Raw genomic sequence first — 22,652 nt, forward strand, 5'->3', positions numbered from 1 at the left:
AACACCCTTCTGTTTAAGTGGATTGATCAGTTGGTCGCAGGAGCCAGGTCGGCATCGCCGCTCTGACGGAAAGTAATCAGGGTCACCAGCAGGGCCAGGATCGCCAGGGCCGCAGCCGCCAAAGGCACGCTGGTCAGGCCGAAACCATGGGCAATCACACTGCCGCCGACCCAGGCGCCGAGGGCGTTGCCGATGTTGAAGGCGCCGATATTCAGAGTGGACACCAAATTCGGTGCGGCCTTGCCGAAGGTCACCACGTTGATCTGCAGCGCCGGTACGGCGGCGAACGAGGCGGTGGCCCACAGGAACAGGGTGATTTCAGTCGGGATCACCGCGACGCTGGTCCAGGTCAGCACCGTGGACACCACCGCCATGCTGATGAACACACCGATCAAGGTGGCCGCCAGGCGTTTGTCCGCCAGCTTGCCGCCGATGATGTTGCCCACGGTGAGGCCCAGGCCGATCAGCAGCAGGGTCCAGGTCACGCCTTTGGGCGACACGCCGGTGACGTCGCCCAGCAGCGGCGCGACGTAGGTGAAAAGGGTGAACATGGAGGCGGCGAACAGCGCGGTCATGGTCAGCGACAACCAGATGCCGGCACCTTTGAGGGCGGCCAGTTCGGCGCGCATGTCGAGTTTTTCTTCGTCACGCTTGGCCGGCAGAAAGCGGATCAGGCCGATCAGCGCCACAACGCCGATTACTGTCACGGCCCAGAAGGTCGAGCGCCAGCCGGCTTCCTGGCCCAGCGCGGTACCCAGCGGCACGCCGAGTACGTTGGCCAGGGTCAAGCCGGTGAACATCAAGGCGACCGCGGATGCTCGTTTGTTGGCCGGCACCAGGTTAGCGGCGACCACCGAGCCGATACCAAAGAACGCACCGTGGCACAGCGCGGTGACCACACGGGCAAACATCAGCACGTTGTAGTCACTGGCCAGGGCGCAGAGCAAGTTGCCGACAATAAAGATGCCCATCAACGCTACGAGGGCGGCCTTGCGTGGCAGCTTGGCGGTGGCCAGTGCCATGAAGGGGGCGCCGATGGCCACGCCCAAGGCGTAGCCGGTGACCAGCCAGCCGGCGCCGGGAATCGACACGCCCAGGTCCGCCGCCACATCGGGCAACAAGCCCATGATGACGAACTCGGTGGTGCCGATGGCGAAGGCGCTCAGGGCCAGTATGAGTAGCGAGAGGGGCATTTGCGTTTCCTTGGTTACAGCGGTTCGATGATTTCAGCGCTAAGTTCAGTCGTAAGCGCCGTGAGAAAGGCTTGGATCACTTCCTCATTGCGTCTGAAAAAGTGCCACTGCCCGGCCTTCTGGCTGCTGATCAAACCTGCCCGTTGCAAGGTCGCCAGGTGGGCCGACACGGTCGACTGGGACAAGCCGCAGCGCTGGTCGATCTGCCCGGCGCAGATGCCGTATTCGTGGTTGTGCACTTGCTCGGGGAACTGCACTTTCGGGTCTTTCAGCCAGGTGAGGATGTCTCGTCGTACTGGGTGCGCCAGGGCTTTTATTATTTCGTCGAGGTCGATGGACATGGCAGATGCTCGTTTTCGTAAAACGTTATATCGCGATGAGGCGAACTTTAAATCGTTACATCCCGATACACCAATATGCTTTTGGTCTTAAGACCGGCTATTTCGGTATATCGGGTTATAACGATACATGGATGGCAGTGGTAGACTGCGCGCCATGAATTATCTCGCACATCTGCACCTGGGCGGCCAACTTCCTGCGCAATTGCTGGGCAGCCTCTATGGCGACTTCGTCAAAGGCCGCCTGCAGGGCCAGTTCAGCCCGCAAATCGAAGCGGCGATCCAGTTGCATCGCTCCATTGATCGCTTCACCGACAGCCACCCATTGGTGGGCGAGGCGTTGTCACGCTTCAGCCTGACCCGCAAGCGCTACGCCGGGATTGTCCTCGATGTGTTTTTCGATCACTGCCTGGCGCGGGACTGGGCGCTGTATGCCGACCAGCCGCTGGAGCGCTTCACGGCGCAGGTGTACCGCGTGCTGGCGGCCGAGCCGCAGTTGCCGGGACGGCTGGCGCAGATCGCACCCTATATGGCGGCGGATGATTGGTTGGGTTCGTACCGCGAGTTCGCGGTGATGGAACAGGTGTTGCGCGGGATCTCGCGGCGTTTGACCCAGCCCGAGGAATTGAGGCATGCCATGCAGGAGTTGCGGGTGTTGTATGAGCCGTTGAGTGAAGACTTTCGGCTGTTCTATCCAGAGTTGCAGGCGTTTGCACAAGCTTCTCTGACTACTGATATCTAAATGTGGGAGCGGGCTTGCCCGCGAATGCGGTGTATCAGTCAGTACATTTGTTGCTGACAGACCGCATTCGCGAGCAAGCCCGCTCCCACATTTTTTTGAGCGTGCCCGCTTTAGGCAGCAAACGCCGGCCGAGCATCCACTTGCTTAGCCTCCGGCAACGGCCCAAACAACGCCTTCTGCACCGCCTGCTGCGCCTGGAACGCCAGCGCCGCGCGTTCCTGCCCGGCACACGCAATCGGCTGCAGCACATGAATCTCCACATCGCCCTGGTCATTGGCAAACAGGCGCGTCAGGTGCGAGAGCAAATCGTCGTCACCAATAAACGGTGCCAGCGGGTCCACTTGCCCATCACGCAAATAACGAATCGCCACCGGTTGCAGCGACACATCGGCATCAATCGCACTGGCCAGCAAACGCCCGTGGAAGGTGCGCAGGCTGCGCCCGTCCGTGGTGGTGCCTTCGGGGAACATCAGCAGCGGGTGCTGTTGCTCCAAGTGACGGGTCATCTGCTTGCGGATCAACTGGCTGTCGCCCGAACCCCGGCGGATAAACAAGCTGCCGGCTTTGGCCGCCAACCAGCCGGCCACCGGCCAGGTGCGCACTTCGGCCTTGGACAGAAAGGACATCGGCGCCACAGCGCCCAGCAGTGGGATATCGGTCCAGGACACGTGATTGCTCACCCACAGCATCGGCGTTTTCGGCAACTCACCGTGCACCGTCACGCGAAAGGGCAGGGCGTGGGTCAGCCGCGCCATAAAGAATCGCGACCAGCGCTGGCGGCGCACCATCGAGTTGGCCACGCCCAAACGCTCGAACACGCCAAACACGCTGGCCATGCTCAGCCCCAGCGCGACCACCAACAGCACCCGGGCGATGCGCCCGTACACACGCAGGCGGGCCATCACATGGCCGCCTTGAAGTGGCGGGCATAACGTGGGCACAGCTCGTCACGCTTGAGCAGAATGAACACGTCGGCCACCTGGAAGTCTTCATCCCAGCACGGCTCGCCGCAGATCTTCGCACCCAGGCGCATGTAAGCCTTGAGCAATGGCGGCATTTCGGCGATCACGTTGGACGGCAGGTCCAGTGCCGGCAGTGGCTTTTTCGGCTCGGCGCGCAGGTGTTCGTTGCACAGGTAGCGTTCGCGCAGGCGCTGCATGATCGCGTGGGCCTGGATGCCACCGTCGTGCATCGGGATGCTCGCGCAGCCCATCAAGTAGCTGTAGCCGCCCTGGTTCAAGACCTCCGCCAACTCGCCCCACAACACGGCAATGGTGCCGCCGTTGCGGTAGGCCGGGTCGACGCAGGTGCGACCGATTTCCAGGATCGGGCCTTGCAGGTGCAGCAAGCCGTGCAGGCTGAATTCTTCTTCGCTGTAGAACCGGCCCAGGGTGCTGGCGGCCTGGTGGTCGAGCAAACGGGTGGTGGCGACCAATCGACCGCTGTTCAAATCCCGCACGCCGATGTGGCTGCAGTGAACATCATAGTCATCCATGTCCAGACCCAGTTCCGCGCCTTTCAGCTTGGCGTTGAACTCGCCGCTGAACACGTTGAACCGCAGGGCCTGGGCTTCCTGCAAAGCCTTGGCGCCAATCAGGCGTTCGGCTTGCAGGCGGCGTTCATTGCCGGTGTCGCTGATGCGGGCGATCTGAGTCATGGCGAATCTCCGAGTGCCAGCCACATTTCGGCCGGTCGACTTGTTTGTCCAAACTCAGGCTATGTAGGCTCGGTGTCAGCGCCATGAAGTTACGGTGACGCTTAGATGACAGCCGTTGATGTCGCCAATCTGTCATGCGCCTCGGCTAGGCTCGCGGGCTTGAATGCCCCCCTTGAGTTCGCGTCCATGGTCCGAGGCTTGTTGTGCGTTGCCCTGCTGTTTGTCACCGTTGCCGCCCACGCCGACACCTGGCCTGACAAGGACTGGGCACATGGCACAGCACTCGCCGGCCCCGCTGTCGATGCTCTGACTGCCTATGCGTTCCCAACCCGTGACGACGCCACCCGCCAAGGCATTCGCACCGACGCGCTGCTGGTGATCCGCGACGGCGAGATTATCTATGAGCGCTACGCCGCACCCACTACCGCGAGCACGCCGCACCTGACCTGGTCGATCAGCAAAAGCCTGATGGCCACCGTGCTCGGCGTGGCCTATGGCGAAAATCGCTTCAAACTCACCGACCCCGCCGCACGCTTCTACCCGCCGATGAAGCAGCACCCCAAAGTGACGATGGCCGACCTGCTGCACTGGGCCTCGGGCCTGGACTGGCAGGAAGATTACGAATACGCCCCGCTGAAATCCTCGGTGGTGGCGATGCTCTATACCCGTGGCCGCGCCGACATGGCCGAGTTCGCCGCCGACACCGAGGCCGTAGCGGCACCTGGCCAAGCCTTCCGTTACTCCAGCGGCGACAGCAACATCCTCTCCGCCACCCTCAAAGGCATGCTCGGCCACAAGGCCTATATGAGTTACCCGTGGGACGCGCTGTTCAAGCCGCTGGGCATTCACGACGCCACCTGGGAAACCGACGCCGACGAAACCTTCGTCGCGTCCTCCTACGCCTACCTCACCGCCCGCGATTTGGCGCGCGTCGGCCTGTTGATGGCGCGCGACGGTCGCTGGGGTGAGCAGCAGTTGCTGCCCAAGGAATGGGTCGCCTTCAACCGCCAACCCTTCGACAAGTACAAAACCGGCCAGGACGAAGCCGTGCCCGGCGGGCAATGGTGGCTCAACCGGGGCGCTCCAAAACCATGGCCCGACGCGCCCGCCGACACCTTCGCCGCCCTCGGCCACTGGGGCCAGGCGCTGTACGTGCTGCCCGATGAACACCTGGTGATCGTGCGTTACGGCGATGACCGCGACGGCACGTACCGCCACAACGAACTGCTCAAACGTGTGCTCGCGGCGGTGCAACCATGATCCGTCGTCACCCGTTCATCAGCCTGTTTCTAGTGCTGTTGCTCGCGTTGCTGGGCTGGGTCTGGCATGAGCGCGTCAACCTGCAAGCCTTCCCCGACATCATCGCGGCGTACACCGCCAAGGAATATTGCTCGTGCCGGTATGTGCAGAACAATCCGGCCGAGTATTGCCTGGGCTATGTGAAGCAATACGTGCCGACCAGCGCCTTCAGCGACAACCCGGAGCGCAGTGAAGTGACGGCGAGTGGGTTGGGGCGCACGCATACGGCGCGCTGGATGGGTGATCGGCAAGGCTGTCGCCTCAACCCCTGACACACCCAGGATTCCCTGTGGGAGCTGGCTTGCCTGCGATGCAGGCACCTCGGCACATCAGGCATAACCAGTTGATGCCTTCGCAGGCAAGCCAGCTCCCACATTTGACCGAGTACACGCGTCTACCTGATGTACTGAGCTCAAAATGTGGGAGCGGGCTTGCTCGCGAATACGGTGGGCCAGTTATATATAAGCCGACTGACGCACCGCCATCGGGAGCTAGCCCCCTCCCACATTGGATTTGCATTAATCATTGGAAATGAGAGAGGTCCAGGCAGGCGCCCGATGCACTGCACCGGGCGCGAACGACTTACTGCGGGGTTGGGCTGCCAGGCTGCATAGCCAGCAGCAGGTCATCAATGATGGCCTTGCCCATTTCTCCCAGGTAATGCGAGGCGAATGCAAACTTCTCCGCCTTGGGATCCATGGCCGCTTCAAGGGAGAGCATTTTTGCGTAATAGAGCACGTGGGATGCGTGTTCGAGGGCTTCTACGAGTGGAACCCCGGCGTTGACGCGGAACACTTTCAAATGGCTTTTGTTTTCTCCGCAATCTGCGAAGGTGGCGGCGCCGATGGTTTCGGCTGAGGGTATTTCGTACGGCATAAGCTTGCTCCTTTGGGGCAACCAAAAAGAGCTTCTTTTCTCGGGATTCCACGCCCGGTCGCTGATGAGCAGCTACAGGAAGGAGACTAACGCGATGGCTTATGGGCCGCAATCCTCGAAGCCGGTAGGATCTATCTGATTGAAACGAAGGCCATTGAATCCATGGCCTCATTACGCAGCCCTCCAGTGTTTAAAAGCAACTTTATGTTGCATGATTTCGCCCCTTTGTTCGGTTGAGCATGCAGGCTATAGAGCGCGCAGTACATGACTCTACGGTGTTTGGGTAGGGTTGCTTTCAGTACAAAAAACGCGCATGTCCAAGTGTTGCAGAGGGAGTAGATGCCTGCGTTATATAGTAATCTGACGACGGTCAGAGGGCTTTTAAGGTCAGCTACAGGTATGAAGGACGGATTTGACGCTCGCACATGCTGGGGAAAGGTTGATAGATATGGATAGGAATTATTTTTTAAAAAATTTGGCCATTGGTTTGGTTATGTTTTTCATCTGTGCGTTTATTTCCAGGGGCGACGATAACGCTGAGGTTGTTTTTATAGTTGCAGGCGCAAATGCACTGTTGTTTCCCTTTGCAAAGCGTGCAGTAGAAAATGTAGTGTTTCGTTATACTCGCAAGGATTTTTGGAGTTCGGGGCCAGTATTGACTGGAGCTGCAAATGGTGGTTATACACTCGTGTATGGGTTTTATTTTGCACTTGCTATTCCCATTGGCTTGCTCTTTTTAATAAGTTTATACGTTAAAAGAAAGGCCGCCACGTAGGCGGCCCAATATTACAGTTCCATAATGAAATTATTCAGACTTTCGACGCGTGCGTCATTAATCAATACACCGGTTGCAGCGATCAGCAAAGCAAATGCCAGTATGCCTAGCGGAGTGACTGCGATGAATCCAAACATAGCGCTAACCAATGCTGTTGCTGAAATGCCAAGAGCAATAGCTTCGACCTTTACAAAAAATGGCTTCCAATTATCTGACTTGCTAGCTTTTTTAAATTCAATATAAGCATCTTTAAAGTCTATCGCGTGCCCAGCATATCCAAAACCTTTGCTGAATTTAGCTGACGCCTTACCGATAGCTTCAAAGTCCATTGAATCGATGTATTTTGCTGCCGCGGCTCTGTCCTTGGCGCTGAATTTTTTATCCAGAGCATCTTTGTACTTATCGAAAGCATTAAAAGCTTCATCCGCACTACGGATCTTTTTCCCTTTAGCGCTTTCTGCCAACTCAACTGCGAGCACTGATGATTTATCGCCGAATTTTCTCGCCAACTCGCCATTAAATGCGATGGTAAATTTTATGGCGTCGTCTATGTTAGCAAGTTTTGTAGCCGCTTCTGCGTTAATGCGTGCTTCTTCAATTTGCGCTCTCGACCACGCTTTTTGTTTATTTGCCAGTTCAGCTACATCATTAAGTCGTTTGATTTCATAAGCTGCTTTAAGCGATTTTTGCCAATCCTCAAAGCTTTTTTTGGAATCGGCGAGACGGTAGGCCAATCGCGCGGCGGCCACCGTAATAAACGCATTGATAGGCTGATCGAAAAAATTACGTTTATAAAAGCTGTTGGCCACTGATTGAAGTGAAATAGTCTCCAGAGCTGTTTGTGAAATAATCGTGTCCATAGACCCGATTTCACTCCACAGGTTAGCGATACGGTCGTCTACTTTCATATCACTGGTGCGCTTGTCTTCTTCGATTTTTTTCTGAAGTTCCTCCGGTATCAATTGACGTTTCGCTGCGTAATCAGCTTCTTGAGCGGCGACCGCGTTATTGATAGGTACTTTATAGTTTTCACTGACCTCTTTGCGAGCATTCGCCGCGACTTTTCTTCCTATCGTGCTGTTACTAAAATCATCACCGTAGCCACCGCCGCTCACTGGGCCGGTGCCGAAGACTGTTGGCTCATAAGCTCTGATTTCGGTCAGGCCGAGTTGGATCGTAATACGATCGCTCATAGCAACGTTCCCTTTTTGATATTAATTGGCATGACGTGTTGTTGCTTGAGGACCGTGTCTGTTGGCCGGCGGTTAGGAGTCGGCGAATTGTTTAGTGGGGCGCCTGACCTATCAGGGCTACTCATCGCCATCACTGTGTTAGGGTGTTTTGAAGTGGTCATAATTTATATCCTTATATTAGACTCGATGTTTGTTTGTCTTTCTGTTTGGGGCGTTCCTTGCTTTTTGGTGTGATGGGTTTTTGTGGTTTGTATTGCGCTTGGGGAACTGCTGGGAAAGCATGTGGTAAAAAACTGTATGTATGTTCGGGCTTTCAAACAATAAACATTATGCGCAAATCTATGTCTTGTTACATAAGTGGCTTTTGTCGTTATGGCCGCTGTTTTTTGATTGGACGCAGACGTCGGAGGGCGCAAGGAGATGGGATAACTACGCAGTTTTGAGCAGACTTCAGATAAGGAGTATCGCGCGCTGGCCAAGGCAATTTACTACCGTAACGGGTTGAGCTTTACGGCTTCCTGGCTGTCGTCGGCTTTTGGGGTCGCTTCGCACCCCAGCGCAAGCAAGCTTGCTCGCCACAGGGTTATTAGGTGTCCGCCTCAGGTTCCACCCAGTGGAACCACCTTTGATTGTCCTCCCGCCCACATCGCGGTTAGCTGGCGATGTGTCGCCAACAAGAACGGGAACACCCGCCTGTGAGGAGAATCACCATGCGCCCACACCAGCACATTCTGGATTGGCTCAGCGACGTCGCCAGCGACTTGCACGCCGTGCGTCAAGACATCCACGCCCATCCCGAACTCGGTTTTGAAGAAAACCGCACCTCAGCGCTCGTCGCGCAATCCTTGAAAAATTGGGGGTATGACGTGCACACCGGCATCGGCAAAACCGGTGTGGTCGGCGTGCTGCGCAATGGCAGCAGCTCACGTACGTTGGGCATTCGCGCCGACATGGACGCCTTGCCCATCATCGAAAATACCGGCGCGGCCTACACCAGCCAGCACGCCGGTTGCATGCACGCCTGCGGGCATGACGGCCACACCACCATGCTGCTCGGCGCCGCACGTTATCTGGCGGCGACGCGGCAATTCGACGGTACGTTGAACCTGATTTTCCAACCCGCTGAAGAAGGCCAGGGCGGCGCCGAGGCGATGCTGGCCGATGGTTTGCTCGAGCGTTTCCCCTGTGACGGCTTGTTCGGGATGCACAATATGCCGGGCTTGCCGGCTGGGCATTTGGGCTTGCGGGTCGGCCCGATGATGGCTTCGCAAGACTTGCTCACCGTGACCCTTGAAGGCGTCGGCGGCCACGGGTCCATGCCGCATTTGACGGTGGACCCGTTGGTGGCGGCGGCGAGTATGGTCATGGCGTTACAGACGGTCGTGTCGCGCAACATCGACACCCAGGAAGCCGCCGTGGTCACGGTCGGCGCGCTGCAAGCAGGGCAGGCCGCCAATGTGATTCCTCAACAAGCCCTGTTGCGCCTGAGCCTGCGCGCACTGAACCCCAAGGTGCGCGAGCAGATGCTGGAACGCGTCAACGCCATCATCCAGACCCAGGCCGCCAGCTTCGGCTGCACTGCACACATCGAACACCGCCCGGCCTACCCGGTGCTGGTCAACCACGCCGAAGAAACCGAGTTCGCCCGCCAGGTCGGCGTGGCCTTGCTCGGCACCGAGGCGGTGGACGGCAACACCCGCACGCTGATGGGCAGCGAAAACTTCGCCTGGATGCTGCAACGCTGCCCCGGCAGTTACCTGTTTATCGGCAACGGCGTGTCGCGGCCGATGGTGCATAACCCCGCCTATGACTTCAACGACGACATCCTGCTGACCGGCGCCGCCTACTGGGGCGCGCTGGCCGAGAGCTGGCTCAAGCCTGCCTGACGACCGCCTTTTTTCTGCCGCTGGCCCCTTTCCCTTATCGGTTGAATGGAGTGTTCCTCATGCAGATTTCAAAACCCGGTGTTTCGCGCACCCGCCAGGTGGTGGCGGCGGTGATCGGCAATGCGCTGGAATGGTATGACTTCATCGTTTACGGCTTTCTGGCCAGCATCATCGCCCGGCAGTTTTTCCCCTCGGAGGACGAGTACGCCTCGCTGTTGATGGCCTTGGCCACCTTCGGCGTGGGCTTTTTCATGCGCCCGGTGGGCGGCATCCTGCTGGGCATCTACTCCGACCGCAAAGGCCGCAAGGCGGCGATGCAGCTGATTATCCGGCTGATGACGGTGTCCATCGCACTGATCGCCTTTGCGCCCAATTACGCCGCCATCGGCATGGGCGCGCCGTTGCTGATCGTGGTGGCGCGCATGCTTCAAGGCTTTGCCACCGGCGGTGAATACGCGAGTGCCACGGCGTTTCTGGTGGAAAGCGCTCCGGCCCATCGCAAGGGTTTGTATGGCTCCTGGCAGTTGGTGGGGCAGTGCCTGGCGGTGTTTGGTGGCGCGGCGATGGTGGCGATGGTCACGCATTTCTTTGCGCCGCAAACCCTCGACCTGTGGGGCTGGCGTGTGCCGTTCGTATTGGGTTTGCTGATCGGTCCGGTAGGGCTGTGGATTCGCCGGCACATGGAAGACCCGGAAGAGTTTATCCAGGCACGCAAGCTGGCCACCGGCCCGGCGCCGAGCCTGATGGACGTGATTCGCGAGCATCGGCGCAGCATCCTGGTGTCGATGGGCCTGGCTTGCGGCGCGACGGTGTCGTTTTACGTGGTGCTGGTGAATATGCCGACCTTCGCCCACAAAAGCCTCGGCCTGCCACTGGACCAAGTACTGATGGTGCAGATGTTTGCGGTGGCGCTGATGACCGTGGTGATTCCGCTGTCCGGCCTGCTCTCGGATCGCCTCGGGCGGCGGCCGGTGTTGATGGCTTTTACCCTGGCCTTCTTCGTGATGGTCTACCCGTTGTATGTGTGGGTGGCCGCCGCGCCATCGATTGAGCGTTTGCTGGTGATGCAAGTGCTGCTCTGCACGGCCATCGGCGGTTTCTTTGGCCCGGCGCCGACGGCCTTGGCCGAGCAGTTCCCTATCGAGGTGCGCTCGACCGGCGTGTCGGTGGCCTATAACGTGGCGGTGATGGTGTTCGGTGGCTTTGCGCCGTTGATCGTCACCTGGCTGACCAAAGTGTTGGGCACGCCAGTGGCGCCATCGTTTTACGTGCTGTTCGCTTGCGTGCTGACGCTGCTGGGCACTTACTGCATGCAGGAGGCACCGCGGGCAAACAAAGCGCTGCCGTTTTCAAGTGAGGTGAAGCCTTGAGCATTGTTGAGTGGGACGCGACTGAGCTGTCGCGGGCGATTCATGCGCGGCACGTGTCGTGTGAAGACGTGATGCACGCGTACCTGGCGCAGATCCAGCGCTTTAATCCGCGCGTGAATGCGCTGGTGTCGTTGCGCGACGCCGACGCCGTACTGGCCGAGGCCCGGGCCTGTGATCGCGAACTGGCACAGGGCCAATCGCGCGGCTGGATGCACGGCATGCCCCAGGCGATCAAGGACCTGGCCGCCACCAAGGGCCTGCGCACCACCTTGGGCTCGCCGTTGTTTGCCGAGCATGTACCCAGCGAAGATGCCATTAGCGTGGCGCGGGTGCGGGCCAGCGGCGCGATCATTATCGGCAAGACCAACGTGCCGGAATTCGGCCTCGGCTCGCAGACCTACAACACCCTGTTCGGCACCACCGGCAATGCGTATGACCCACGCCTGGTGGCGGGCGGCAGCAGTGGCGGGGCGGCGGTGGCCCTGGCGCTGCGCATGCTGCCGGTGGCCGATGGCAGCGACATGATGGGCTCGCTGCGCAACCCGGCCGCGTTCAACAATGTGTTCGGCCTGCGCCCGTCGCAAGGGCGCGTGCCGCACGGGCCCTTGCCGGAAGTGTTCGTGCAGCAACTGGGTACCGAAGGCCCGATGGGCCGCAGTGTGACCGATGTGGCGCGGTTGCTGAGCATCCAGGCCGGTTACGACCCGCGGGTGCCGTTGTCATCCCAAGACGACCCGACAGTGTTCGGCGAACCCTTGCAGCGCGACTTCAAAGGCGCGCGTCTGGGTTGGCTGGGGGATTACAACGGCTACCTGCCAATGGACGACGGCGTGTTGAGCCTGTGCGAATCGGCCCTTGGTGATTTCGTCACGCTGGGGTGTGAAGTAGAACGCTGCCAGCCGGAGTTTTCCCTGGCGCGGCTATGGCGCAGTTGGTTGGTGCACCGCCATTGGCTGGTGCACGGCAATCTCGGCGCGGCCTACGCCAACCCGCAAAAACGTGCGTTGCTCAAACCTGAGGCGCAATGGGAAGTGGAGGGCGGCCTGGGCTTGAGTGCCCAGCAGGTGTACCAGGCGTCGGTGGATCGCAGCGAGTGGTATCGCGCCTTGGCCAAGTTGTTCGAACGTTACGATTTCCTGTTGCTGCCCACCGCTCAGGTGTTCCCTTTCGATGCACAACAGGCGTGGCCGCGCCTCGTTGGCGGGCGCGAAATGGACACGTACCACCGCTGGATGGAGGTGGTGATCGGACCGACACTCGCCGGTCTGCCGAGCATGAGCATCCCGGTGGGTTTCAACCCTGGCGGCTTGCCCATGGGCCTGCAGATCATCGGCCCGGCCCAGGCCGACCGCGCGGTGCTGCAATTGGCATACGCCCATGAACAGTTGACGCAATGGGTGCAGCGCCGGCCACCGGCGTGCCTCGAATCAGGTGATTGACGCGCAACCGGGCCTGTATCTTGCTGTGAAAAATGATCATCCACCGGCAACAAGGAGATCGAACATGGGCAGCCACGCCGAGACAGGCACCGTACGGTCGGTTGAGCGCGCACTGGCAATTGTCGAATTGCTCGGTGAACACCAGGCGTTGGGGTTGGAGGAGCTGCATTATCTGACGCGTTTGCCCAAGGCCACTGTGTCGCGCATGTTGCTGACCCTGCAGGAGCAGGGTTGGGTCTATCGCGGCCTGAGCGATCGCCGTTATCGCCTGCGCGCCCAGCGCTTGTTCGGCGACACCCAGCAACGCTTCAAGCGCCAGGTGGTGGAAAGCGCCGCTCCGTGGCTGCTTGAATTGAGCGAACGCACCGGGCTGGTGGTGGATTTATCCTGTTTTGATGGCGAGCGCCTGGAGGTCATGGAAAGCGCGATCCCCAGCGTGCTGCGCAAGTTGTATCCGAACAATTGCCAGATCGTCGGCCAGCACGCCAGCCTGTTTCACTCGGCGATGGGCAAGGCCTGCCTGACGCAGCTGCCCGCCGAAGAGGTGCAACGCCTGGCGGGCCGCGATCACGTGGCGGCCGATGAGCAGTTGCACACCTGCGAGCAAACCCAGCACCGGGGGTTTGGCCAGCGCACCGAAGGTTATTGGGAATACCCGGTGCGCCTGCCATTTCTGATTCGTGCAGTAGCCTTGCCGGTGCAGGCCAATGGGCGGCTGGTCGGTAGCATGGCGTTGCACTGGCCAATGCATCAGGCGCCGGTGGAGCGCGTACTGAACCTGCACATGGCCAGCCTGGAAGCGACAGTGCGCGATGTGCAGCGGGCGCTGGCCTGACAGTCACCGCTGAACAAAAATGTGGGAGCTGGCTTGCCTGCGAAAGCGGTGTGTCAGTGAATGAATCTGCTGACTGATACACCGCAATCGCAGGCAAGCCAGCTCCCACCTTGATCGGCTTTGTCAGTTACATTGCGCCCGGCACCCGGCACAGTTAAGGTTCGCCCAGGTTTTTTGCCTCATGAGTCTTTATGTTCAACGTCAAACCCCTGGCCTTCGCGCTGCTGACCTGTGCCGCCATGCCTGCCCACGCCGACTGGTACCTGGATAACGAATCCTCACGCCTGTCGTTCGTCACCACCAAGAACACCGAAATTGCAGAAGTGCATCGCTTTCTGGTGCTGCACGGCAAGGTCGACAGCCAGGGCGCGGCCCAGTTGGAAGTGGAGGTGGAGTCGATCAACAGCGGCATCCCGCTGCGCGATGAGCGCATGCGCAATGACCTGTTCGACATCAAGACCTTCCCCGAAGCGCTGATCAGTGCGCAGATCAACCTGCAACCCATCAACGATCTGGCCCCCGGCGCGCAGCTGGAATTGCGCCTGCCGTTGAGTGTGACGTTGCACGGCAAGACCCAAACCTACAGCGCCGAACTGCTGGCCACGCGCCTGGATGACCGACGCTTTCAGGTGGTGACCCTGGAGCCGGTGGTGTTGCATGCCGAAGACTTTGACCTGGCGCCGGGCGTGGCGACCTTGCGCAAAGCGGCGGGGCTCAAGTCGATCAGTTTGTCGGTGCCGGTGGGTGCGGTGCTGATTTTTACGGCGCGCTGACGTGAGCGGCGCAGTCTTCCCATGGCGCAGCGCCAACCGTTTCGAGTTGCTGATCGACGGCCCGCGTTTCTTTCCGCAGATGCTGGCGGGCATTGCCCGCGCTGAGCGGCAAGTCGAGTTGGAGTTGTACCTGGTGGAAGCCGGCGCCTGCGCCGACGCCATGGTGCAGGCGCTGGTACTCGCCGCCGAGCGCGGCGTGCGGGTGCGCTGCCTGTTTGATGATTACGGCAGCCTGGCGTTTACCCTGGGTTTGCGTAAGCGCCTGACCGACGCGGGCGTGGAGCTGCGGTTCTACAATCGCCTGAGCTGGCGGCGCTGGATGCGCAATCTGTACCGCGACCACCGCAAGCTGTTGCTGATTGACCAGAGCGTTGCCGTGATCGGCGGCACCGGCGTGACCGATGAATTCTGGACGCCAGGGCAAGACACGGCCGAATGGCATGAAGTGATGGTGCAAATCAGCGGCCCGCTGGTGCTGGACTGGCAAGCGCTGTTCGAGCGGCAATGGCATGCCAATGCCGCTCGCCGTGAATGGAAGCCCGCTACCCATTTTGGTTTGCCGCGCCTGCCCAAGGTGCCGGCCACCGGGCCAGGCCTGGGGCGCGTTGCCTATGCCGACGCGCGTCAGCACCGCGATATCCTGCAGTCGCTGATCCGCGCCTTGAACAGCGGCCAGCAAAGAATCTGGCTGGCCACGCCGTATTTTCTGCCGACCTGGAGCGTGCGCCGTGCCTTGCGCCGCGCGGCGGGGCGTGGGGTGGATGTGCGTTTGCTGCTCACCGGCCCGCGCACTGATCACCCGTCGGTGCGCTATGCCGGGCACCGTTATTACCCGCGTTTGTTGCGTGCCGGCGTGCAGATTTTCGAATACCAGCCGTGCTTTCTGCACCTGAAAATGGTGCTGGTGGACGATTGGGTGAGCATCGGCTCGTGCAATTTCGACCACTGGAATTTGCGCTTCAACCTGGAAGCCAACCTGGAAGCGCTGGACCCGCAATTGACGCTGGCCGTGGCCGGCAGTTTCGAACGCGATTTTGCCAAGAGCCAGGCCGTGAGCCTCGAAGCGTGGAAGTCGCGGCCGTTGTGGCGGCGGGTCAAGCAGCGGGTGTGGGGCTGGATTGATCGGTTGGTGGTGAATCTGTTGGATCGGCGGGGGTAGGGCGCCCCCGCCCTTTGCTGACTAAAACTGCAACCTGTACTGCGCCGTAAGGCTTTGGTCGCGCGTGCGCTCACCGCGCTGTTGGCTGAAGCCGAAGTCCAACGTGCTGTCGCGGCTCAGGCGCGCGGTGGCGCCCAGTTCGAGGCGGGTGCTGAGGCGATCCAACGGCGCGCCGCTGACGCTCATCACGCGGCCGCCGTCCCAGGCGGCCTGAGTGGTCGGTTGCAGGTCGCCGCTTGCATGGGTATAAGCCAGGCCGCCACGCAGGCTCAGCCATGACGGGCCGATCTGCGCCTTGCCCAGGTCGAGGTTGACCCGCACGCCACCGGTGGTCAGGTTGACGTTTTCCTTCGAGCGTTTGCCCTTCAGTGCAGCCATGCCGCCGCGCTCTTTGAAGCCTTCGCTGCGCTGTTGCACATTGGCCAGTTGCAGATACGGCTGCCAGTCCCAGAAGGCATGGCTGAACCTATAGTTGGCCTCGGCAAACGCCTGCACGGTGCGGCTGGCGTATGTGGCGGTCAGGCGGTTGTCGACGCCGGGAAGCTGACGCGGCGTGTTGTCTCGATCTCATGTTGCGCATAGGCGATGCCGCCATACACGCCGAACGCGTCCCATGTGTGGCCGGCATGCAGGGCCAATTGGTAGGTGTCGACGCTGGCTTTGCCACGCGAACCGGCCCTCACCTCCGTGCGGCCGCTGCCGGCAACCACGCCCACGCGAGTGCCTTGCTCCAGCGTGTGGTCGAACCCCAACAGCAGGCCCGTGCCGTTGTGGTGAGTGCGCGTGGTGTTGTTGTCGCCTGCGAGTTGGCCGGATTGACGCGGCAGTTGCACCCAGACGCCTTGGTTCTTGGCGTCGAGTGCGGCGTCGCGGCTGTCTTGCGCCAGGCGCTGACGGTCGAGTGCGGCCTGGCGCACGACACGGCTGTTTTCAATCAGCACCGCTTGGGTGCTGGCATGCAGTTCGCCGCTCAACGAGTCCAGGGCTGCAGGTGCCTGCTCGGGAAACAGCGCGGTCAGGCGTTGCAGCAGCGGCGAGGGTTGGGTTTCAGCATCCGCAGCATTGGCGACGGCGCGTTGGTTGGCAGTCTGCGCCGCTGATGCCAGTGACTGACCGCGGCCAAACTCCACCAGCAAGTGATTGCCTTGCTTGACCTGGGAAACGCTGAGGAAAGGCGAGAACTCGCGGCGGTCTACCGAGGTAAATTCGCCATTCAACTCACTTTGGGCTTGAAGGATGCTGTAACGCTGGCCCAGGTAATAGTGGTTGGGTTGCGCACTCAGGTACAACGAGCCGCCGTTGATGGACGCCTGATTTTGGACCTGCAATCTGGCCTGGGCCGTTTGGCTGGTCAGCCCGGTCATCAGGATTGAACCGGCGGCCTGTTGGTAGTTGCCCTCGACGGCCAGCAAACCATTCAGGCGCAGCAGACCGCCTTCGAGGTTAACGTCACCCTTGAGGTTATTGGTGGCGTCCAGCTCCAGAACACCCGCTTTGAGCGTGACGCCGGCAAAGCTGTTGTTGCCGCTCAGGCGCAGCCAGCCGATGCCGGTTTTTTCCAGGCGCCCCGGGCCGCTGATGTCGTTACGCCAGTCGTCCCAGGCGCCGCCTTGCCAGACCCTGGCGCCGCCGGCGGGGCGGTCCATATTGACCACGGTGTCGACCCGCAGTTGGCCGGGGCCATCGATGGCTTTTTTCAGGTTCATCAGGCCCCAGCCATAGACGTCGTCTACGCCAGGCTCGCCCAGGTCGGTGGCGGTGGTCAGCAACACGTCGCGGATTTGCGGGTTGTCGAGGTAGGGGAAGCGTTCCATCAGCAGAGCCAGCCCGCCGGTCACGTGCGGTGCGGCGATGGAGGTGCCGGAGGCGGTGAGGTAGTTGAACGCGGGATTGTCGCCGGTCACCTTGAAACCATCGACTTCGCCGTCGGCGTCATGGTGGTTTTCGGTGGTGATCGAGCCCGACACCCAGGCTGAGGTGATATTCGTTCCGGGTGCTGCCAGGCACCAGTCTTTGCTGAAGCCGCAACGGTAGGAGCGATCGCTCAATGTCAGGCTTTGATCGAGGTTGACCACGGTCAGCCAATAGGGCTCCAGCGCCTTGATTGCGCGGGGCAGGCTCGAATGGACGCCGGTAAACGGTGCTGTTTGGGGCGAGGCGTTGGCCGTGTCGGTATTGCCCGCTGCCCATACCTGCAGCATGCCGTATTTGATCGCACCCTCGGCTGTGGCCTTGAGCTCTTGATATTGATTTATCTCGGCCAGGAAGGCGTCGAGTTCTGCCTCGCCCGCCAGGGGCGTAGGTGTGCCCCAACTGTGATTGACCACGCGTACCTGCTGTTCGTGCAGTTGCGCGTAGGCCATGCTCACGGCCGCAGGCGTCACGTTGGTGACGCTGAAAGGGCTTAAACCCGGCCCGCCAAGGTAACTGTTACTGAATTTGCGCACCGCACTCATGTGGGCGCCGTAGGCCACGCCCTGGATGCCAGAGCCATCACGGTTGGCGACTATCCTGCCGGCAACGTGAGTGCCGTGAGCGTTGTACTGAGTGCTCACATTTTTCAGATAGTTATCAAGCTCTTCGCGGGTGATGTCGCCATTGGCAATGGCCTCCTCCAGGCCAAGCAAGGCTTCGGGAGGCAGTGAGTCGATGACGTTCACCGCGGAACGCTCACCCTCGCTGAAAAAGCAGCCATCGGCCAGCACCGTCTCACTCATGCAGCCAGGGTCGGCCAGGCGCACGCCGGAATGGGGCTTGCCGGCAAATTCAGGGTGGCGCACATCGGTTCCAGAATCGTAAACCCCCACCCGCACGCCTGTGCCGCTCAACCCCCTGGCGTAGGCGTGGTCGGCACCGATTGCACCCAGCCCCCAGTCTTTGTTGAACTCTGGACTGTGCCAGCTGGCTGCATCGTGCAAGCGGCCTTGTTCGACGTAGCTGGTTGCTTGAACCGACAGGCTCGACAGGCATCCGAGCACACAGAGGGCGACAGCCGCTGGCTTGAATGGTGATTGAGCGGGCGCCTGTGTTGCGGGCGCTCGAACGGTTTTCGGGGGCGACATGGTCCACACACCTGCACAGTTATTTCGGGTCAATAGCGTGCGTGAGTAGGCCGGGAGCGTGATGTAGGACTTGGCTTGAAGCGGGGAGGGAACGCTGACTTTTTACTGACTGAGACGGGGAAGGGCGCAAGCCCCCTCTCCCACGAAGAGGGGGCTGCACGTATTACAGCAACTCGAACGTCTGCTGCTGCACATCCTGGGAGTCCAGCCCGATCTGCACATTGAACTGGCCCGGTTCCGCGGCGAATTTGAGTTGGGTGTTGTAGAACTTCAGGTCCTCTTCGGTGATGGTGAAGTGCAGCGTGCGCTCTTCACCGGCCTTGAGCATGACCTTCTGGAAGTTCTTCAGCTCCTTCACCGGGCGGATCATCGAGCCGGCCACGTCCTGGATATACAGCTGCACCACGGTTTCGCCATCGACCTTGCCGGTGTTCTTCAGCGTGACGCTGGCGTCGAGCTTGCCGGTCTTGTTCAGGGTCGTGGACGACAGCGCCATGTCCGACAGGCTGAACGTGGTGTAGCTCAGGCCATAACCAAACGGGAACAGCGGCCCGGTGACGTCATCGAAGTATTGCGAGGTGTAGTTGCCCGGCTTGCCCGGCGTGAAGGGCCGGCCAATGCTCAGGTGGTTGTAGTAGGTCGGAATCTGCCCCACCGAACGTGGGAAGGTGATCGGCAGCTTGCCCGACGGGTTGTAGTCACCGAACAGTACGTCGGCAATCGCGTTGCCGCCTTCGGTGCCGGCGAACCAGGTTTCGAGGATCGCGTCGGCTTGTTGGTTCTCGTCGAGAATCGACAGTGGGCGGCCGTTCATCAGCACCAGCACCAACGGTTTGCCGGTGGCTTTGAGGGCCTTGATCAGGTCGCGCTGGCTTTGCGGGATGTTCAAATCGGTGCGGCTCGAGGATTCGTGGGACATGCCACGCGACTCACCTACGGCCGCCACCACCACGTCAGCATCCTTCGCCGCTTTCACCGCTTCGTCGATCAGCACTTGGGCTGGGCGGGTGTCATCCACCACTTCCGGCGCATCGAAGTTGAGGAAGTTGAGGTAGTCGACCACGGCCTTGTCGTTGGTGATGTTGGCGCCACGCGCGTAGATCACTTTGCCTTTTTCGCCGATCACGGCATTGATGCCGTCGAGCAGGGTCACCGATTGTTCAGGCTTACCGGCGGCAGCCCAGCTGCCCATCATGTCGATAGGGGCCTTGGCCAGCGGGCCGACCAGCGCGATGGTCGCGGATTTTTTCAGCGGCAGGGTGTCGTTCTGGTTTTTCAGCAGCACCAGGCTGCGCCGCGCGATATCACGGGCGTCGGCGCGGTGCAGGCGGCTCTCGGCATAGGTGTCGGCCGGGTCATCCTCGGCCTTGCCGATGCGCAGGTAAGGGTCGTTGAACAGGCCCATGTCGTACTTGGCACCGAGCACTTCGCGCACGGCGTTGTCGATGTCGCTCTGTTCGATTTCGCCGGACTTGAGCAGCCCGGGCAATTCCTTGCCATACAGCGAGTCGTTCATGCTCATGTCGATGCCGGCCTTGATCGCCAGCTTGGCCGCTTCACGCCCGTCCTTGGCCACGCCGTGCTTGATCAGCTCGAAGATCGCGCCGTGGTCACTGACGGCCAGGCCTTTGAAGCCCCAGTCCTTGCGCAGCAAGTCGTTCATCAGCCAGGTGTTGGCGGTGGCGGGCACGCCGTTGATCGAGTTCAACGCCACCATCACGCTGCCGGAGCCGGCCTTGATTGCCGCGTGGTACGGCGGCAGGTAGTCCTGGTACATCTTGACCGGGCTCATGTCGACCACGTTGTAGTCGCGACCGCCTTCTACCGCGCCGTACAGGGCGAAATGCTTGACGCTGGCCATGATGCTGTCGGCATTGGCGGGGCTGGCGCCCTGGAAGGCCTTGACCATGACCTCGGCTATGCGCGAGACCAGGTAGGTGTCTTCGCCAAAGCCTTCGGACGTACGGCCCCAGCGTGGGTCGCGGGAGATGTCGACCATCGGCGCAAAGGTGATGTCGAGGCTGTCGGCAGCGGCTTCCTGGGCGGCGATGCGCCCGGAGCGGCCGATGGCGTCCATGTCCCAGCTGGAGGCCAGGGCCAGGCTGATCGGGAAGATCGTGCGGTGGCCGTGGATCACGTCATAGGCGAAGAACATCGGGATCTTCAACCGGCTGCGCATGGCCGCGTCCTGCATCGGACGGTTTTCCGGGCGGGTGATCGAGTTGAAGGTGCCGCCGATGCGGCCGGCGGCGATTTCCTTGCGGATCAGCTCGCGGGGCATTTCGGGGCCGATGCTGATCAGGCGCAATTGGCCGATCTTTTCATCCAGGGTCATCTGCTTGAGCAGGTCGCTGACAAAGGCGTCCTTGTCTTTAAGCGCAGCAGGCTTTGTTTCTGCCCAGACGGGGTGAGTGGCCAGCGTGGCAACAAGGCCGAGCAAACACAGCTTCTTCATGAATATCCTTTTTCGGCTACTGCACAGCGAAAATGCGCCGCTCTGCCAAAATGTGGGGAACATATGTTGTTGTTCGAGTGTTATTGCACTAAATGCACGACACTTATGAACTCTTATTCGCGCTGGGCATCTTTTTAGCTGATTGGCTCAATGCAATCCAGTGGTGGCGGCGGATTATGCCCCAAGCGCGTGGTTTAAAGGGTTAGTCGTCAACTTCCATCAAGTTTGGGCAGGAGAAACACCATGCAAGCAGCACAAGGTTACCGCTGGGGCTTGAAAGCCGCCGCTTTGCTATTGATCAGCACTGTGCTGAGCGGTTGCGGCATCAACACCATTCCGACTCTGGATGAACAGGCCAAGGCGGCCTGGGGCCAGGTGCAGAACCAGTACCAGCGCCGCGCCGACCTGATCCCCAACCTGGTGGAAGTGGTCAAGGGCTACGCAGCCCATGAGCAAGATACCCTCACCGCCGTGATCGAAGCGCGGGCCAAGGCCACCTCGATTCAGGTGGATGCCAGCACCCTCGACAATCCGGAAAAACTCAAGCAGTTCCAGCAAGCCCAGGATGGTTTGAGCGGCGCCCTCAGCCGTTTGATGGTGGTGTCCGAGCGCTACCCGGACCTGAAAGCCAACCAGAACTTCCTGGCCCTGCAATCGCAACTTGAAGGCACAGAAAACCGCATTGCCGTGGCTCGCCGTGACTTTATCCAGGCCGTGCAGGCTTACAACACCGAAATCCGTACCTTCCCTGGCCGCCTGTGGCACAGCGTGATGTACAGCGACTTGCCGATCCGCGCCACGTTTGAAGCCACCAGCGCCGATGCCGATAAAGCGCCGCAAGTGAAGTTCAAATAAGGCTTCTCTGAGGTGTCGATGCGTTTATTACGGATAGGCTTGGCGCTGTGGTTGCTGGCCTGCGTGGGTGCCGCCCAGGCGGCATTGACGTTCCCGGCCTTGACCGGACGGGTGGTGGACAGCGCCCAGATGATCGACCCGGCAACCCGCGCGCAGATCACCCAGCAGTTGCAGACGCTGGAGCAAACCTCGGGCGACCAGATCGTGGTGGTCACCGTGCCCGACCTGCAAGGCGTGCCCATTGAAGACTACGGTTACCAATTGGGTCGCCAGTGGGGCATCGGGCAGAAGGGCAAGGACAATGGCGCGCTGTTGATCGTCGCCCGTGATGAGCACAAGTTGCGCATCGAAGTCGGCTATGGCCTCGAAGGTGTGCTGACCGATGCGCAGTCGTGGGTGATCATCAACCAGGTGATCGCGCCCAAGTTCAAGGCCGGCAATTACAGCCAGGGCATCAGCGACGGTGTTGCGGCGATGGTGCAGGTGGTGGGTGGCGAGCCGCTGGCCGTGCCGGCGCATGTGGCGGATGCAAATTTCGCCAAGGATAATCCGGGGTTTTCCATCGGCTTGTTCATCCTGTTGATCGGTGTGTTGTGGCTGTGTAATCGGCTGGGCCTGCCCGTTGGCGCTATCCTGCTGGCGATTCTCAGCAGCAGTGGGCGCGGCGGCGGTGGCGGGGGCGGCGGTGGCTTCAGAGGCGGCGGCGGTGGTTTTGGCGGTGGCGGGGCCTCGGGTGGCTGGTAAT

At 60.5% G+C, this 22,652-nt stretch carries 19 protein-coding genes and 2 pseudogenes; 12 read left to right on the plus strand and 9 right to left on the minus strand.

Annotated elements, in window-relative coordinates:
- Positions 1–26: 26 nt before the first annotated feature.
- On the minus strand, positions 27–1,193 hold the full coding sequence (locus AB5I78_RS07385) for an MFS transporter (RefSeq protein WP_017137251.1): 1,167 nt from the start codon (positions 1,191–1,193) through the stop codon (positions 27–29).
- A 14-nt stretch (positions 1,194–1,207) separates the two neighbouring features.
- Positions 1,208–1,534, minus strand: coding sequence for a helix-turn-helix transcriptional regulator (locus tag AB5I78_RS07390; protein WP_145162776.1), 327 nt, complete (start codon positions 1,532–1,534; stop codon positions 1,208–1,210).
- Positions 1,535–1,688: 154 nt separating this feature from the next.
- On the opposite strand from AB5I78_RS07390, the gene AB5I78_RS07395 reads away from it, so the two are divergent.
- A complete protein-coding gene (locus AB5I78_RS07395) occupies positions 1,689–2,273 on the plus strand; it encodes an ACP phosphodiesterase (RefSeq protein WP_145162778.1) in 585 nt (194 codons plus the stop codon).
- A gap of 110 nt (positions 2,274–2,383) precedes the next feature.
- Here the strand turns inward: AB5I78_RS07395 and AB5I78_RS07400 are convergent, their stop codons facing one another.
- Positions 2,384–3,175 carry a lysophospholipid acyltransferase family protein gene (locus AB5I78_RS07400; protein WP_369300749.1) on the minus strand — a complete coding sequence of 264 codons (792 nt, stop codon included), beginning with the start codon at positions 3,173–3,175 and terminating at the stop codon, positions 2,384–2,386.
- Complete coding sequence (gene olsB, locus AB5I78_RS07405) at positions 3,175–3,930, minus strand: L-ornithine N(alpha)-acyltransferase (protein ID WP_119738887.1); 756 nt, start codon at positions 3,928–3,930, stop codon at positions 3,175–3,177. Before olsB ends, AB5I78_RS07400 begins: the two co-directional genes overlap by 1 nt.
- A 186-nt stretch (positions 3,931–4,116) precedes the next feature.
- On the opposite strand from olsB, the gene AB5I78_RS07410 reads away from it, so the two are divergent.
- Both AB5I78_RS07410 and AB5I78_RS07415 read left to right on the plus strand, forming a co-directional pair.
- Positions 4,117–5,190 carry a serine hydrolase domain-containing protein gene (locus AB5I78_RS07410; protein WP_369300791.1) on the plus strand — a complete coding sequence of 358 codons (1,074 nt, stop codon included), beginning with the start codon at positions 4,117–4,119 and terminating at the stop codon, positions 5,188–5,190.
- Complete coding sequence (locus AB5I78_RS07415) at positions 5,187–5,501, plus strand: amidase (RefSeq protein WP_369300748.1); 315 nt, start codon at positions 5,187–5,189, stop codon at positions 5,499–5,501. The genes AB5I78_RS07410 and AB5I78_RS07415 overlap by 4 nt, the downstream gene beginning before the upstream one ends.
- Positions 5,502–5,811: 310 nt before the next feature.
- Here AB5I78_RS07415 and AB5I78_RS07420 read toward each other — a convergent pair whose 3' ends face one another.
- Positions 5,812–6,105, minus strand: a complete 294-nt coding sequence (locus tag AB5I78_RS07420) for a DUF3077 domain-containing protein (RefSeq protein ID WP_369300747.1) — start codon at positions 6,103–6,105, stop codon at positions 5,812–5,814.
- Positions 6,106–6,553: 448 nt separating this feature from the next.
- Here AB5I78_RS07420 and AB5I78_RS07425 point away from each other — a divergent pair, with 448 nt between their 5' ends.
- Entirely contained in the window at positions 6,554–6,880 is a 327-nt protein-coding gene (locus AB5I78_RS07425) for a Cki family colicin immunity protein (RefSeq protein ID WP_145162789.1), read from the plus strand.
- An 11-nt stretch (positions 6,881–6,891) separates the two neighbouring features.
- On the opposite strand, the gene AB5I78_RS07430 is transcribed toward AB5I78_RS07425, so the two are convergent.
- Complete coding sequence (locus AB5I78_RS07430; protein ID WP_369300745.1) at positions 6,892–8,073, minus strand: colicin-like pore-forming protein; 1,182 nt, start codon at positions 8,071–8,073, stop codon at positions 6,892–6,894.
- Between the two features lie 710 nt (positions 8,074–8,783).
- On the opposite strand from AB5I78_RS07430, the gene AB5I78_RS07435 reads away from it, so the two are divergent.
- From AB5I78_RS07435 to AB5I78_RS07460, 6 genes are all read left to right on the plus strand, one after another.
- Positions 8,784–9,959: a M20 aminoacylase family protein gene (locus tag AB5I78_RS07435; protein ID WP_369300744.1), complete on the plus strand. Its 1,176-nt coding sequence runs from the start codon at positions 8,784–8,786 to the stop codon at positions 9,957–9,959.
- A gap of 59 nt (positions 9,960–10,018) precedes the next feature.
- Complete coding sequence (locus AB5I78_RS07440) at positions 10,019–11,329, plus strand: citrate-proton symporter (RefSeq protein WP_369300743.1); 1,311 nt, start codon at positions 10,019–10,021, stop codon at positions 11,327–11,329.
- On the plus strand, positions 11,326–12,768 hold the full coding sequence (locus AB5I78_RS07445; RefSeq protein WP_369300742.1) for an amidase: 1,443 nt from the start codon (positions 11,326–11,328) through the stop codon (positions 12,766–12,768). Before AB5I78_RS07440 ends, AB5I78_RS07445 begins: the two co-directional genes overlap by 4 nt.
- Before the next feature lie 64 nt (positions 12,769–12,832).
- The gene (locus AB5I78_RS07450) at positions 12,833–13,603 is read left to right on the plus strand and encodes an IclR family transcriptional regulator (RefSeq protein ID WP_242194163.1); all 771 of its coding nucleotides are present in this window, start codon (positions 12,833–12,835) and stop codon (positions 13,601–13,603) included.
- A 191-nt stretch (positions 13,604–13,794) separates the two neighbouring features.
- Complete coding sequence (locus AB5I78_RS07455) at positions 13,795–14,376, plus strand: YceI family protein (protein ID WP_242194161.1); 582 nt, start codon at positions 13,795–13,797, stop codon at positions 14,374–14,376.
- Position 14,377: 1 nt separating this feature from the next.
- Positions 14,378–15,535, plus strand: coding sequence for a phosphatidylserine/phosphatidylglycerophosphate/cardiolipin synthase family protein (locus tag AB5I78_RS07460; RefSeq protein WP_369300741.1), 1,158 nt, complete (start codon positions 14,378–14,380; stop codon positions 15,533–15,535).
- A 21-nt stretch (positions 15,536–15,556) separates the two neighbouring features.
- Here AB5I78_RS07460 and AB5I78_RS07465 read toward each other — a convergent pair.
- The 3 genes and pseudogenes from AB5I78_RS07465 to bglX form a co-directional block, all read right to left on the minus strand.
- Positions 15,557–17,241: pseudogene (locus AB5I78_RS07465) on the minus strand (autotransporter domain-containing protein); the annotation flags it as partial.
- Between the two features lie 15 nt (positions 17,242–17,256).
- A pseudogene (locus AB5I78_RS07470) lies at positions 17,257–18,597 on the minus strand (S8 family peptidase); the annotation flags it as partial.
- A gap of 163 nt (positions 18,598–18,760) precedes the next feature.
- Positions 18,761–21,052, minus strand: coding sequence for a beta-glucosidase BglX (gene bglX / locus AB5I78_RS07475; protein WP_106577061.1), 2,292 nt, complete (start codon positions 21,050–21,052; stop codon positions 18,761–18,763).
- 243 nt (positions 21,053–21,295) lie between these two features.
- On the opposite strand from bglX, the gene AB5I78_RS07480 reads away from it, so the two are divergent.
- Both AB5I78_RS07480 and AB5I78_RS07485 read left to right on the plus strand, forming a co-directional pair.
- Complete coding sequence (locus AB5I78_RS07480) at positions 21,296–21,907, plus strand: LemA family protein (RefSeq protein ID WP_106577060.1); 612 nt, start codon at positions 21,296–21,298, stop codon at positions 21,905–21,907.
- Positions 21,908–21,925: 18 nt separating this feature from the next.
- The gene (locus tag AB5I78_RS07485; protein ID WP_369300738.1) at positions 21,926–22,651 is read left to right on the plus strand and encodes a YgcG family protein; all 726 of its coding nucleotides are present in this window, start codon (positions 21,926–21,928) and stop codon (positions 22,649–22,651) included.
- Position 22,652 lies beyond the last annotated feature (1 nt).

Source organism: Pseudomonas sp. N2-3-1-14 (assembly GCF_041228395.1).
Classification (GTDB): domain Bacteria; phylum Pseudomonadota; class Gammaproteobacteria; order Pseudomonadales; family Pseudomonadaceae; genus Aquipseudomonas.

What these genes read in the sequence shown, in the direction of transcription:
- AB5I78_RS07385 (WP_017137251.1), bottom strand. Translation starts at nt 1,193, where the DNA reads ATGCCCCTCTCGCTACTCATACTGGCCCTGAGCGCCTTCGCCATCGGC.
- AB5I78_RS07390 (WP_145162776.1), bottom strand. Translation starts at nt 1,534, where the DNA reads ATGTCCATCGACCTCGACGAAATAATAAAAGCCCTGGCGCACCCAGTA.
- AB5I78_RS07395 (WP_145162778.1), top strand. Translation starts at nt 1,689, where the DNA reads ATGAATTATCTCGCACATCTGCACCTGGGCGGCCAACTTCCTGCGCAA.
- AB5I78_RS07400 (WP_369300749.1), bottom strand. Translation starts at nt 3,175, where the DNA reads ATGGCCCGCCTGCGTGTGTACGGGCGCATCGCCCGGGTGCTGTTGGTG.
- olsB (WP_119738887.1), bottom strand. Translation starts at nt 3,930, where the DNA reads ATGACTCAGATCGCCCGCATCAGCGACACCGGCAATGAACGCCGCCTG.
- AB5I78_RS07410 (WP_369300791.1), top strand. Translation starts at nt 4,117, where the DNA reads ATGGTCCGAGGCTTGTTGTGCGTTGCCCTGCTGTTTGTCACCGTTGCC.
- AB5I78_RS07415 (WP_369300748.1), top strand. Translation starts at nt 5,187, where the DNA reads ATGATCCGTCGTCACCCGTTCATCAGCCTGTTTCTAGTGCTGTTGCTC.
- AB5I78_RS07420 (WP_369300747.1), bottom strand. Translation starts at nt 6,105, where the DNA reads ATGCCGTACGAAATACCCTCAGCCGAAACCATCGGCGCCGCCACCTTC.
- AB5I78_RS07425 (WP_145162789.1), top strand. Translation starts at nt 6,554, where the DNA reads ATGGATAGGAATTATTTTTTAAAAAATTTGGCCATTGGTTTGGTTATG.
- AB5I78_RS07430 (WP_369300745.1), bottom strand. Translation starts at nt 8,073, where the DNA reads ATGAGCGATCGTATTACGATCCAACTCGGCCTGACCGAAATCAGAGCT.
- AB5I78_RS07435 (WP_369300744.1), top strand. Translation starts at nt 8,784, where the DNA reads ATGCGCCCACACCAGCACATTCTGGATTGGCTCAGCGACGTCGCCAGC.
- AB5I78_RS07440 (WP_369300743.1), top strand. Translation starts at nt 10,019, where the DNA reads ATGCAGATTTCAAAACCCGGTGTTTCGCGCACCCGCCAGGTGGTGGCG.
- AB5I78_RS07450 (WP_242194163.1), top strand. Translation starts at nt 12,833, where the DNA reads ATGGGCAGCCACGCCGAGACAGGCACCGTACGGTCGGTTGAGCGCGCA.
- AB5I78_RS07455 (WP_242194161.1), top strand. Translation starts at nt 13,795, where the DNA reads ATGTTCAACGTCAAACCCCTGGCCTTCGCGCTGCTGACCTGTGCCGCC.
- bglX (WP_106577061.1), bottom strand. Translation starts at nt 21,052, where the DNA reads ATGAAGAAGCTGTGTTTGCTCGGCCTTGTTGCCACGCTGGCCACTCAC.
- AB5I78_RS07480 (WP_106577060.1), top strand. Translation starts at nt 21,296, where the DNA reads ATGCAAGCAGCACAAGGTTACCGCTGGGGCTTGAAAGCCGCCGCTTTG.
- AB5I78_RS07485 (WP_369300738.1), top strand. Translation starts at nt 21,926, where the DNA reads ATGCGTTTATTACGGATAGGCTTGGCGCTGTGGTTGCTGGCCTGCGTG.